This window comes from Vibrio sp. B172a, assembly GCF_030248355.1.
Classification (GTDB): domain Bacteria; phylum Pseudomonadota; class Gammaproteobacteria; order Enterobacterales; family Vibrionaceae; genus Vibrio; species Vibrio owensii.
The window spans coordinates 37,528-49,502 of record NZ_JAHGAC010000033.1 but is presented as its reverse complement, the minus strand read 5'-3'; the positions used below and the strand labels follow the sequence as shown (position 1 = coordinate 49,502).

General features: G+C 46.5%; 10 protein-coding genes and 3 tRNA genes. 11 read left to right on the top strand and 2 right to left on the bottom strand.

Going from position 1 to position 11,975, the window contains the following annotated elements:
• The first annotated feature begins 70 nt into the window (after positions 1-70).
• The 3 genes from KIT90_RS24025 to KIT90_RS24015 all read left to right on the top strand — a co-directional run bounded on the left by KIT90_RS24025 (position 71) and on the right by KIT90_RS24015 (position 489).
• Positions 71-146: transfer RNA gene (locus tag KIT90_RS24025), tRNA-Gly, on the top strand.
• 35 nt (positions 147-181) lie between these two features.
• Positions 182-257: transfer RNA gene (locus tag KIT90_RS24020), tRNA-Gly, on the top strand.
• Between the two features lie 155 nt (positions 258-412).
• A tRNA-Met gene (locus tag KIT90_RS24015) sits at positions 413-489 on the top strand.
• A 528-nt stretch (positions 490-1,017) separates the two neighbouring features.
• Here the strand turns inward: KIT90_RS24015 and queG are convergent.
• Positions 1,018-2,145, bottom strand: coding sequence for a tRNA epoxyqueuosine(34) reductase QueG (queG, locus tag KIT90_RS24010; RefSeq protein ID WP_285379094.1), 1,128 nt, complete (start codon positions 2,143-2,145; stop codon positions 1,018-1,020).
• Positions 2,146-2,429: 284 nt separating this feature from the next.
• Between queG and tsaE the strand changes: the two genes are divergently transcribed.
• From tsaE to hflC, 8 genes are all read left to right on the top strand, one after another.
• On the top strand, positions 2,430-2,894 hold the full coding sequence (gene tsaE / locus KIT90_RS24005; RefSeq protein ID WP_005438321.1) for a tRNA (adenosine(37)-N6)-threonylcarbamoyltransferase complex ATPase subunit type 1 TsaE: 465 nt from the start codon (positions 2,430-2,432) through the stop codon (positions 2,892-2,894).
• The gene (locus KIT90_RS24000; RefSeq protein WP_285379091.1) at positions 2,888-4,612 is read left to right on the top strand and encodes a LysM peptidoglycan-binding domain-containing protein; all 1,725 of its coding nucleotides are present in this window, start codon (positions 2,888-2,890) and stop codon (positions 4,610-4,612) included. Before tsaE ends, KIT90_RS24000 begins: the two co-directional genes overlap by 7 nt.
• An 18-nt stretch (positions 4,613-4,630) precedes the next feature.
• Positions 4,631-6,649: a DNA mismatch repair endonuclease MutL gene (gene mutL / locus KIT90_RS23995; protein WP_285379090.1), complete on the top strand. Its 2,019-nt coding sequence runs from the start codon at positions 4,631-4,633 to the stop codon at positions 6,647-6,649.
• The gene (gene miaA, locus KIT90_RS23990; RefSeq protein WP_285379089.1) at positions 6,646-7,578 is read left to right on the top strand and encodes a tRNA (adenosine(37)-N6)-dimethylallyltransferase MiaA; all 933 of its coding nucleotides are present in this window, start codon (positions 6,646-6,648) and stop codon (positions 7,576-7,578) included. The genes mutL and miaA overlap by 4 nt, the downstream gene beginning before the upstream one ends.
• Before the next feature lie 192 nt (positions 7,579-7,770).
• The gene (hfq, locus tag KIT90_RS23985; protein ID WP_005438329.1) at positions 7,771-8,034 is read left to right on the top strand and encodes an RNA chaperone Hfq; all 264 of its coding nucleotides are present in this window, start codon (positions 7,771-7,773) and stop codon (positions 8,032-8,034) included.
• A 38-nt stretch (positions 8,035-8,072) separates the two neighbouring features.
• Positions 8,073-9,362: a ribosome rescue GTPase HflX gene (gene hflX / locus KIT90_RS23980; protein ID WP_005438331.1), complete on the top strand. Its 1,290-nt coding sequence runs from the start codon at positions 8,073-8,075 to the stop codon at positions 9,360-9,362.
• Between the two features lie 45 nt (positions 9,363-9,407).
• The gene (hflK, locus tag KIT90_RS23975; RefSeq protein WP_045412746.1) at positions 9,408-10,613 is read left to right on the top strand and encodes an FtsH protease activity modulator HflK; all 1,206 of its coding nucleotides are present in this window, start codon (positions 9,408-9,410) and stop codon (positions 10,611-10,613) included.
• A gap of 2 nt (positions 10,614-10,615) precedes the next feature.
• Positions 10,616-11,596: a protease modulator HflC gene (hflC, locus tag KIT90_RS23970; RefSeq protein ID WP_005438334.1), complete on the top strand. Its 981-nt coding sequence runs from the start codon at positions 10,616-10,618 to the stop codon at positions 11,594-11,596.
• A gap of 113 nt (positions 11,597-11,709) precedes the next feature.
• Here hflC and KIT90_RS23965 read toward each other — a convergent pair whose 3' ends face one another.
• Complete coding sequence (locus KIT90_RS23965) at positions 11,710-11,895, bottom strand: DUF2065 domain-containing protein (RefSeq protein WP_005432777.1); 186 nt, start codon at positions 11,893-11,895, stop codon at positions 11,710-11,712.
• Positions 11,896-11,975 lie beyond the last annotated feature (80 nt).

The following is an 11,975-nucleotide window of genomic DNA, read 5'->3' as shown; positions in this document are numbered from 1 at the left end:
GAACCTCGTGTGTCGCTCCACTTTTCTCAAGGTAGAAAGCGATAGCCCTCATTGTGCTTAACAGTGATATGCGACACTAGCTCAGTTGGTAGAGCGCAACCTTGCCAAGGTTGAGGTCACGAGTTCGAACCTCGTGTGTCGCTCCACTTTGATAGCCCTCATTGTGCTTAACAGTGACATTGCGACACTAGCTCAGTTGGTAGAGCGCAACCTTGCCAAGGTTGAGGTCACGAGTTCGAACCTCGTGTGTCGCTCCAGTTTTATAGCTTTCATTGTGCTTAACGATGAATTGCGACACTCGCTCGTTTACAGAGCAAACTTACCAAGGTTGAGGTTACGCCTTTCTGTTATGGATAGGGAACTTCGTGTGTCGTTCCAATTCTTATTACTGCTTAAAGCAGTGATACATGGACGCGGGATGGAGCAGCTTGGTAGCTCGTCGGGCTCATAACCCGAAGGTCGTCGGTTCAAATCCGGCTCCCGCAACCAATTCATATCGCTCTTTTCATAATGCTGCGAAGCATGAACCCCTGAAAATCATATTTTAATCCGCATCAGTCGATGCCGGACGATTTCGTTTGTGTTTTAAACATGAGACGACTTGTCTGAGCAACGAATTATCTGGTGTTCGGAGTGCTTTCTGCCCTTTAATTAACAGAGTTATCCACAGACGTCATTCTGTGGATAAGTTGGTTGATAAAGTGTTTTCAGCTTGGGTTTAAAGGGCTGCAAAGAAAGATCTTTTCTTTATTCGACAACAATAAAAACTTCCCCTTGCGGCATAAGTGCATGTTATTTATGGGGAAAGTTGATTTTATTGCGGATCGGGTGCGTTAAATCAGGATCATTAATTTGTATTTTTTTGATCCTAATCATTTCTTCAGGTTGTGTTTAACTTTTTTCTCTTCCCTGAAATCTTTCGAGTCTTGACTTTTTTTCCACATTTCAGAATTGAGAACAAGGTCATGAATTGAACATGTAAAAAGTGTTTTCAATCTCTTGCATATGAGCTACGCGTTAGGCGTCTCTTGGAAGGCCTTTTTCGACGATTCTGATTAAGCGTTTCTTCTTCGTCTCGATAGAGTCTGATTCGTTGGTAGGGAATTGGCTGAATTGCTGCTCTAGAGCCCAATTGATATGTTCATCTAGTAATTCACTTTCACCACGACGGCTCTCTAAGGCGTCAATGGCCTTTTGGCTATATTCTGCATTACCAAGTGCGACAGAAATATTACGCAACCATTGTAAGTGGCCAATTCGGCGGATCGCAGACCCTTCCATTTGTTTTAGGAAGGTTGCCTCATCCCATTCAAACATAGTAACGAGATCTGGGTCTTCAAAACTATCACGGCGGTGAAAGTCTTCTTGAACGGTGACTTCCGCGTATCGGTTCCATGGACAAACTAACTGACAATCGTCGCATCCGTAGATACGGTTCCCCATCGGTTTGCGGAACTCTTCAGGGATAACACCATCAAATTCGATCGTGAGATAAGAGATACAGCGCCGTGCATCTACGATTTTATCGTCAACGATAGCTTGCGTCGGGCAGGATGTGATACATGCTTTACACTTGTCACATTGATCGACGCTTGGTTCATCCACAGGTAATGGCAAGTCGATAAGTAATTCGCCAAGGAAGAACCATGAACCACAGTCTTTATCTAAAATGAGTGAGTGCTTACCTGTCCAGCCTAACCCGGCTTTTTGAGCGAGTGGGCGTTCAAGGATAGGGGCTGAGTCGACAAAGGGGCGATAGCCATATTGTCCGACTTCTTGCTCAATAAGTTTGCCAAGTTTATTAAGCTGCTTTCTCACCAACTTGTGATAATCACGACCAAGCGCGTAGCGACTGATGTAAGCATGGTTTTTGTTTGCCAAATTGGAAGCGAACTTAGCTTCAGGTGGCAGATAGTCCATGCGCACGCTGATGACACGTACGGTTCCCGGTAGAAGTTCACTGGGTCTGGCTCTCATCATGCCGTGACGAGCCATCCAATCCATTGAACCGTGATAGCCAGCATCAAGCCATTTTTGCAGAGCCGCTTCATGTTCACTAAGATCAACATCGCAGATACCGACTTTTTGAAAGCCGAGCTCTTTACCCCAAATTTTGATTTGTTGAGCGAGTTGTTCGAAGTTCATGTTTTATCACCGAGATAAAGGGGGGCGGATCTTACCGGATCTTATGAATTGGTGCTACCAGAAAGTCTAGATAAGTATTTTGAAACAAAGTCAGCAAAAGTTGACGTGGGCATGAGCAATTTTCCTTATGCATTCAATAGAATCAGGTAATTAGGATTTGTCTTTTTTGGTCATTTTTTCGCATATATGACATTTGAGAGCTTGTCTCTCAAAACCAACACAGTTTACTATTCCTGTTCTTTTGATTTTTATATAGTCAACGATCATTAGTTAGAGAAACATCAATGAGCACGAAACAATTTAATCTTAAAGATGAGCATGAAACGGTAGCACTAGGTACCGCATTGGCTCAGCTTTGTTCTCAACAAACCACCATTTATCTGCACGGTGATCTGGGTGCGGGTAAAACAACCTTCAGTCGTGGTTTTGTCCGTGCTCTTGGCCATCAAGGAAATGTAAAAAGCCCGACCTATACTTTGGTTGAACCTTATCAGCTAGATAAGTGGCAAGTTTACCATTTTGATCTTTACCGATTGGCGGATCCGGAAGAGTTGGAATTCATGGGGATTCGAGACTACTTCACGGATGATGCGATTTGTTTGGTGGAATGGCCAGAGAAAGGGCAAGGAATGCTGCCACAACCAGATCTTGATGTGGACATTCGTTACCAAGGCGAGCAGCGTGTAGCCGAACTAACGGCGAACAATGAATATGGTGTGCAGTTACTCAGTCGATTGGAGCTATGTTGAGTCTTCCTAAATTTAGAGTAGTGGCGGCGTTTGTCGCCACTTTTCTCCTTATCATCCCCAATTTAGCATTTGCTAACGTCGTAAAAAGTTTCCGAGTTTGGCCTTCACCAGATGAGACTCGTGTCGTCATCGATTTGAGCTCGGAAGCAGATTATTCCTATTTTTCTCTGTCTGGACCAGACCGCCTAGTCGTGGATATTAAAAACACCACGATGCAAGCCAAATTGCCTGTCACCGTAACTGACAGCCCGGTTCTAAAGCGGGTTCGTAAGAGTTCTCCACCGAACAAAGGTACATACCGTTTGGTATTTGAGCTCAAGAAGAACGTTAAAGCTGAACTCTTTACGCTAAAGCCAACTGGGCAATATGGCCACCGTTTGGTTATTGACTTACCACATGGCGCGAAGACATCGACAGCAGCAACCAGTACATCAAAACCAAGTACCCCAGCAACACCAAGTAAAGACATGAGCTCGGTGAAGCGCGCACAAGAAATTCTTATTGTCATCGACCCTGGTCATGGTGGTGAAGATCCTGGTTCAATCGGCCCATCGCGTCGTAAATATGAAAAGGATGCGGTGCTGAGCATTTCTCGTAAGATCTCGGCTCAGTTAGATGCAGTTCCCGGTATCAAAACTCGTATGACTCGTACTGGCGACTACTTTGTTAACCTCAACCGCCGTGTGGCGATTGCGCGTGAGAACAATGCCCACCTGCTGATTTCGATTCACGCTGATGCGTTCACCTCTCCAAAACCTCGTGGTGGTTCGGTATTCGTATTGAACACGCGTCGTGCAAACACAGAAATTTCACGTTGGGTTGAAAACCACGAGAGACAATCTGAGTTGCTTGGCGGGTCGGGTACGGCGTTTGTTAGCAACACTAATGATCGTAACGTGAACCAAACATTGTTGGATCTTCAGTTCAGCCATTCGCAGAAAGAAGGCTACAAGCTAGCAACCAACATTCTTGGCGAAATGGGTAAAGTTGCTCGCTTGCATAACTCGAAGCCAATCAATACCAGCTTGGCGGTTCTGCGTTCTCCGCAAATCCCTTCAGTTCTGGTTGAAACGGGTTTTATCTCGAACCCAACGGAAGAGAAGTTATTGTTCCAACGTGCGCACCAAGACAAGTTAGCACGAGCTATCACCAAAGCGGTTGTACAATATCTGAAAGACAACCCGCCAGAAGGCACGGTGTTCTCGTCTTCTGCTAAGCCATCGATTCATACTGTGAAGCGTGGTGAATCGCTGTCTGTGATTGCTCAGAAATACGGTACGTCGACCAAAGCGATCATGAGTGCGAACAAGCTTAAATCGAGTGGTTTGGCGGTTGGTCAAAAACTGAAAATTCCTGGTTCTGGTGCAGCGTCGGTTTCTATTCCGAACAAGCCAAATACCGTTGAAACTGAGACGATCACACACACGGTTAAATCCGGAGAGTTCCTTGGCAAGATTGCCAGTCACTATAAAGTGAAAATTGCGGATATTCGCCGTGAGAACAATCTGAAATCAGATACGGTTTGGGTTGGCCAGAAGTTGAAGATCACTGTCGCAGTGAAAGACAAACCAATCCGCAAGCACAAGGTTGCTCGCGGTGAATACCTAGGTAAGATTGCATCGAAGTATGGCGTTAGCGTGTCAAGTATTCGTAAGGCGAACAACTTACGTTCTGATGAACTAGCGGTTGGGCAGGTGCTGATCATTCCAAACAAATAAGTGAGCTGATAACTCATCATGACCATCAAGATTTTGCCAGCTCGACTGGCAAACCAAATCGCGGCAGGGGAAGTGGTTGAAAGACCCGCCTCTGTCGTGAAAGAACTGGTAGAGAACAGTCTCGACTCTGGCGCGACTCGTATTGATATTGATATCGAGAAAGGTGGCGCCAAGCTGATTCGCGTGCGCGATAACGGCAAAGGGATTGTGAAAGATGAGTTAGGTCTGGCGTTGAGTCGCCATGCTACTTCTAAGATCCACACATTGGACGATCTAGAAGCCATCATGAGTTTGGGATTCCGCGGTGAGGCGTTAGCGAGTATTAGCTCTGTGTCGCGCTTAACCATGACTTCTCGCCCGGCAGCGCAAGAACAAGCGTGGAGTGCCTACTCGGAAGGGCGTGACATGAAGGTTAAGCTTCAGCCGACGGCACACCCAATCGGTACCTCGGTTGAAGTCTTAGATCTGTTCTTTAACACGCCCGCACGCCGTAAATTCCTCCGCACTGAGAAAACCGAATTTGCTCACATCGACGAGCTGCTAAAGCGCATTGCGTTAAGTCGCTTTGATGTCACTATCAATGTTCGCCACAACGGCAAAATGATTCGCCAATACCGCGCGGCAAAGAACCAGCTTCAAACTGAAAAGCGCATTGCTGCGGTATGTGGCAATGCTTTTGTGCGTAATATGCTACGCATCGAATTGGAGCATCAAGGTCTCAAGCTTCATGGTTGGATCACCACGCCAGAAGGGGCGAGACAGCAGAGCGACTTACAGTACTGTTACGTGAATGGGCGTATGATGCGTGACAAATTGATCAATCACGCGATTCGTCAAAGCTATGAAACCAGCTTAAAGCCGGATCAGTTCGCCGCGTATGTCTTGTTTATTGAGCTCGACCCGCACCAAGTGGATGTTAACGTGCATCCAGCCAAGCATGAAGTGCGTTTCCATCAAGCCCGCTTAGTGCATGACTTTATTTATCAAGCTCTAGCAGATGCTCTGGCACAAAGCTCGGTGATTGATAAACCCCACGTCAACGAATCCGCGTTCCACCATGCCGACCCTGTTGAATCTTTTGAGGCGAGCACGGCAAATCAAGAACCAGTCAGCGCGCCAGAGCCTGTGAATTCTCCTGTGCCAGAGCAAGTCTATCAAGCGATTGATAACACTCCAGCTTATCCGGGGCGTTCAGACTATGAAGCGAAACCTCGCGATAGGGCACCAAGTGATTCTTCTGTGCGAGAAGCACGTCCGGCAGACTCTTTCAGACGAACAGATTGGGTTGAGTCAAAACCTGCGCCTAAACCAAGTTCTAACAGAGAACAACGTCATGCTGAGCCTGCGCCAAGTAAACAAGAAGTGCGCGCTTATCATGAATTGCTTCAAACGCCAGATTTTGAGCCTCAAACTGAAACGATCAGAGAGGCTGTAAGTGTACCAACAGAGACAGAACTCTCTCCCGTTACGGCACTCAGCAAAGCTTTAGCCGTGGTGGACGAACAGTATGTATTGATGAGCAGCGATAGTGGTGCAGCTTTGGTCGCGTTGCCAAGAGCTGAATTTTATCGGACCAAAGGTCAGCTCACACCAAGTGACGGAGCGTTAAAAGCTCAGCCACTGTTGGTTCCATTATCCGTTAAGTTAGAGCCGGAATTAGTTGAGCTTGCGCGCGATTATCAGCAAGATTTTGCGCAGTTGGGCATTCAACTGAAAGCTCGAAATGACAAAGCTTTGATGGTCATGGGTGTGCCATCACCACTGCGTCAACAAAACTTACAAAATTTGATACCAGATCTGTTATCTTACGCGCAAACTCGCGTGAGAGGAGAGGTGGCAACGGTTCAGCTGCTATCAGAGCTGATAGATTGGCTTGCTTTGCAGGTCACCACCGTTAAGAGCCACTATACTCTTTCCGAAGCCATTCAAATTATTGCGGAACTTGAACAGCTAAGACATGGTCAATTGCCATTAGAAGATACAAAATTTGTGTCTGCTGTTGATTTCTCTGCCACGATTGCCAAATTAAGACCATGACAGACAAACTACCTTTGGCGCTATTTCTAATGGGGCCAACAGCATCAGGTAAAACAGAGCTAGCGATTCGACTTCGCCAGAGATACCCAGTTGAGATCATCAGCGTGGACTCGGCGTTGATCTACAAAGACATGAATATCGGCACAGCAAAACCAGATGAGCGAGAGCTAAGTCTAGCACCGCATCGTCTTATCGATATTCTTGATCCAAACGAATCATACTCTGCGGCGGACTTCCGTCGTGATGCACTACAGGCAATGGATGACATTGTTGCAGAAGGAAAAATTCCGTTATTAGTCGGCGGAACAATGCTGTACTACAAAGCGTTACTTGAAGGCTTATCACCTCTTCCTGCTGCAAATCCTGAAATTCGTCAGCAAATTGAGCAAGAGGCATTGACTAAAGGTTGGTCGGTGTTGCACGATGAGCTGAAAGAGATTGATCCTGTATCAGCTGCGAGAATTCATCCAAACGATCCTCAACGTTTATCTAGGGCATTGGAAGTATTCCGCATTTCAGGTAAAACTCTTACTGAGTTGACTCAAACGAAAGGCGACAGCTTGCCTTACCGAGTCAAACAGTTTGCAATAGCTCCCAAGGACAGGGCAGAACTTCACCGTCGAATTGAGCTGCGTTTCGATAAGATGATGGAAGCGGGTTTTGAAGAAGAAATGAAAGCGTTGTATGCGCGCAAAGATCTTCACCCTGATCTTCCTTCTATCCGTTGCGTGGGCTACAGACAGATGTGGGAGTACTTAGACGGGGACTGCACCCGCGACGAAGCCGTTTTTCGTGGCATCTGTGCAACTCGTCAATTGGCCAAGCGTCAAATCACCTGGTTACGCAGCTGGAATGATTTAACTTGGTTGGATAGCGATAACATTGAACAGGCACTTGAAACTATGTCAGAAGCAATAGCATCTGATTGAGATAGCTGTGTATAATGTGATCGTTTTTGCGTGAACGCACTCTCAAAGGATCTGTTATTGGCGGTTTTTATACTATGCTGCTAATTACTTAGGGTGCATTTTGATTCGTTTAGCTCAGATGCAAAAGCAGTATCTTTTGCATTGCACCACTAGCTAAATAATTACAACTACAAATTAAATAAGGAAAATAAAATGGCTAAGGGGCAATCTCTACAAGACCCATTCCTAAATGCGCTACGTCGTGAGCGTATCCCGGTATCTATCTACCTTGTGAACGGTATTAAACTACAAGGTCAGATCGAATCTTTCGATCAATTCGTGATCCTGCTGAAAAACACTGTAAATCAAATGGTGTACAAGCACGCAATCTCTACCGTTGTTCCGGCTCGCCCAGTGAGCCACCACAGTGGTGATCGTCCTCAAGGTGATCGTCCACAAGAGAAATCTGAAGATTAATTCTTCATTTAGTATTGCAAAAATAAGGAGTTGATTGCTTGTTTGACCGTTATGAATCCGGTGAGCGAGCCGTACTTGTTCATATCAACTTCACGCAAGAAGGTGAATGGGAAGATCTGGCTGAATTTGAAATGCTGGTTTCTTCCGCTGGGGTAGAGGCGCTGCAAGTTGTGACTGGCAGTCGTCAATCCCCACACCCGAAATACTATGTCGGAGAGGGTAAGGCACAAGAAATTGCTACTGCGGTACAATTAACTGGTGCTGAAATTGTGATTTTTAATCACTCCCTCTCTCCTGCCCAAGAACGTAACCTCGAAGCGCTGTGCAAATGTCGAGTCCTCGACCGCACCGGTCTCATCCTCGATATCTTTGCTCAACGAGCACGAACACACGAAGGTAAGCTGCAAGTAGAGCTAGCCCAACTTCGTCATATTTCTACTCGTTTAATTCGCGGTTGGACGCACCTTGAAAGGCAGAAAGGCGGCATCGGTCTACGTGGGCCAGGTGAAACCCAGTTAGAAACCGACCGTCGTTTATTGCGTGACAGAATCAAAGCTATCCTTCGTCGTCTTGAAAAAGTCGCGAAGCAGCGTGAACAAGGGCGCCGTGCCCGAAACAGAGCAGAGATCCCAACGATTTCTCTCGTGGGCTACACCAATGCGGGTAAGTCGACACTCTTCAACCGTATTACAGAAGCTGGCGTTTACGCGGCAGATCAATTGTTTGCTACTCTTGACCCAACTTTACGTAAGATAGAGTTAGCAGACGTAGGACCTGCGATACTTGCAGATACCGTTGGTTTTATCCGACACCTGCCTCACGATTTGGTTGCGGCCTTCAAAGCAACCTTGCAGGAAACGCAAGAAGCTGACATTTTGTTACATGTTGTTGATGCCAGTGACGAGCGTTTTCGTGAGAATATTCAAGCTGTTCATGAAGTTTTAGAAGAGATCGACGCACATGAAGTGCCGACACTCGTAGTAATGAACAAGATTGACAATCTAGAAGAGCAGAAACCACGTATAGAACGTGATGAGGAAGGCGTGCCTCGTACGGTCTGGGTTTCCGCGATGGACGGATTAGGCATTGATCTTCTGTTTGACGCGCTGACCGAGCGTTTAGCGTCGCAAATGGTTGAGCATCAGTTGCGAATTCCTCCACAGTATCAAGGACGATTCCGTAGTACATTCTTCCAAATGAAGTGTATTCAACGTGAGGAATATGACCAGGAAGGTAACTTGTTGATCAATATTCGAATGCAACAGGTAGATTGGTCTAGACTTGAAAAAAGAGAAGGGGCAGTTTTAGTCGACTTTATAGTCACTTAAAGGACTGCTACAGTATAACGTCATATCAAATGATGGAGCTTTCTAATGGCGTGGAATGAGCCTGGAAATAACAACGGCAACAATGGCCGCGATAATGACCCTTGGGGTAATAATAATCGTGGTGGCCAGCGTCCTGGTGGCCGAGATCAAGGTCCGCCAGATTTAGATGAAGTGTTCAGCAAACTGAGTCAAAAGCTGGGTGGCAAATTTGGTAAAAAAGGCGGCGGTGGTGGTTCACCTATCGGCGGTGGTGGTAGTGCGATTGGCTTTGGTGTCATTGCAGTTATCGCGATTGCGGTGTGGTTCTTCGCTGGCTTTTACACCATCGGTGAAGCAGAGCGCGGTGTTGTGCTGCGTTTAGGTAAATACGACCGTATCGTAGACCCAGGTCTGAACTGGCGTCCTCGTTTTATCGACGAATACGAAGCGGTTAACGTGCAAGCGATTCGTTCGCTACGTGCATCTGGTTTAATGCTGACTAAAGATGAAAACGTAGTAACGGTAGCGATGGACGTTCAATACCGTGTTGCTGACCCATACAAATACCTATATCGCGTAACCAATGCGGACGACAGCTTGCGTCAAGCAACGGATTCTGCGCTACGTGCGGTAATTGGTGACTCACTGATGGATAGCATCCTAACAAGTGGTCGTCAGCAAATCCGTCAAACAACACAAGAAACTCTGAACCAAATCATCGATAGCTACGATATGGGCATCGTGATTGTTGACGTCAACTTCCAGTCTGCACGTCCACCAGAGCAAGTTAAAGATGCGTTTGATGACGCAATCGCAGCACGTGAGGATGAAGAGCGTTTCATCCGTGAAGCAGAAGCTTACAAGAACGAAATCTTGCCTAAAGCAACTGGTCGTGCAGAGCGTTTGAAGAAAGAAGCGCAAGGTTACAACGAGCGTGTAACTAACGAAGCACTTGGTCAAGTAGCTCAGTTTGAAAAACTACTGCCTGAATACCAAGCGGCACCGGGTGTAACTCGTGACCGTCTGTACCTAGACGCGATGGAAGAAGTTTACTCAAGCACATCTAAAGTGCTGATTGACTCTGAATCTAGCGGCAACCTTCTTTACCTTCCAATTGATAAGTTGGCTGGTCAAGATGGTCAAACAGACACTAAACGTAAATCGAAATCGACTTCAACGTACGACCATATCCAATTGGAATCTGAGCGTACGCAAGAAGACACTTCGAGCTCGCAGTCTCGTTCAACTGGTACACGTCAAGGGAGATACTAAGAATGCGTAAGTTAATGATCCCTGTACTGGTAATCGCACTGGCATTAATGCTGATGTCACTGTTTGTGATTCCTGAAGGTGACCGCGGTATTGTGGTTCGATTTGGTCGTGTCTTGAAAGACAACAACGACATCACTCGTATTTACGAGCCGGGCCTGCACTTCAAAATGCCTTTGTTTGACCGCGTAAAAACACTTGATGCGCGTATCCAAACAATGGACGGCCGTGCTGACCGTTTCGTAACGTCTGAGAAAAAAGACGTAATCATCGATACCTACGTGAAGTGGCGTATTGAAGATTTCGGTCGTTACTACTTGGCAACTGGCGGCGGTAACACGCTGACTGCTGAAGCGCTTCTTGAGCGTAAAGTAACAGACGTTCTACGTGCAGAAATCGGTTCTCGTGAAATCAAGCAAATCGTATCTGGTCCACGTAATAACGACGTACTTCCAGAAGACGCAAGCAGTGATGAAGTGAGCACAGAGGCAGCTCGAGAAGCATTGGAAATCGATGGCGAACGTGACCTAATCATGTCTGAAGTGTTGAAAGACACGCGCGACAGCGCAATGAAAGACTTGGGTGTTCGTATCGTTGACTTCCGTATGAAGAAGATCAACCTACCAGATGAGATCAGTGAATCTATCTACCGTCGTATGCGTGCAGAGCGTGAGTCGGTAGCTCGTAAACACCGTTCTCAAGGTCGTGAGAAAGCAGAAGTAATCCGCGCACAAGCTGAGCTTGAAGTAGCAACGATTCTTGCTGAAGCAGACAAAACAGCTCGTGTAACACGAGGTGAAGCGGATGCAGAAGCTGCGAAGATCTACGCAGATGCGTACAACAAAGATCCTGAGTTCTTCAGCTTCCTACGTTCTCTAAAAGCTTACGAGAAATCGTTCAGCTCTAAGAGTGACATCCTTGTTCTGGATCCGAAGAGTGAATTCTTCCAATACATGAACAATGCGAAAGGCGCAGAAGCGAAATAAGCTCCGCGTTCAAGCAAATTGAAAAGGCTCCGTTATGGAGCCTTTTTTGTATCTATTTCTTGCTGCGCTTATTGCTAACGGCCAGATAGGTCAGAGTTGGGGTGATAGAGTGATTAACTCATCATGATAGCGATCACAGCGCCGGCTACGACCAAGCAACCGCCGATGCGACGCAGATGGTTATCGGGTTGCTCGCTCAGTTGGGCAACCATGTTGCGCCAGCCATTTGGGGCGACCAGAGGGCCAATCCCTTCAACAATCAATACTAGCCCTATCGCTAGCCAAATTGACTCAGACATTGCGATTCCTTGTGGATTTAAGAAAGGTAAATATTATCAGTGATGTAGTGATTTCGAAATGAACAACATCGGTGATGTTT

Bases quoted from the DNA above. Each gene is read 5' to 3' on its own strand.
- KIT90_RS24000 (WP_285379091.1), top strand. From the start codon at position 2,888: ATGTTGAGTCTTCCTAAATTTAGAGTAGTGGCGGCGTTTGTCGCCACT.
- hflC (WP_005438334.1), top strand. From the start codon at position 10,616: ATGCGTAAGTTAATGATCCCTGTACTGGTAATCGCACTGGCATTAATG.
- mutL (WP_285379090.1), top strand. From the start codon at position 4,631: ATGACCATCAAGATTTTGCCAGCTCGACTGGCAAACCAAATCGCGGCA.
- KIT90_RS23965 (WP_005432777.1), bottom strand. From the start codon at position 11,895: ATGTCTGAGTCAATTTGGCTAGCGATAGGGCTAGTATTGATTGTTGAA.
- queG (WP_285379094.1), bottom strand. From the start codon at position 2,145: ATGAACTTCGAACAACTCGCTCAACAAATCAAAATTTGGGGTAAAGAG.
- miaA (WP_285379089.1), top strand. From the start codon at position 6,646: ATGACAGACAAACTACCTTTGGCGCTATTTCTAATGGGGCCAACAGCA.
- tsaE (WP_005438321.1), top strand. From the start codon at position 2,430: ATGAGCACGAAACAATTTAATCTTAAAGATGAGCATGAAACGGTAGCA.
- hflK (WP_045412746.1), top strand. From the start codon at position 9,408: ATGGCGTGGAATGAGCCTGGAAATAACAACGGCAACAATGGCCGCGAT.
- hfq (WP_005438329.1), top strand. From the start codon at position 7,771: ATGGCTAAGGGGCAATCTCTACAAGACCCATTCCTAAATGCGCTACGT.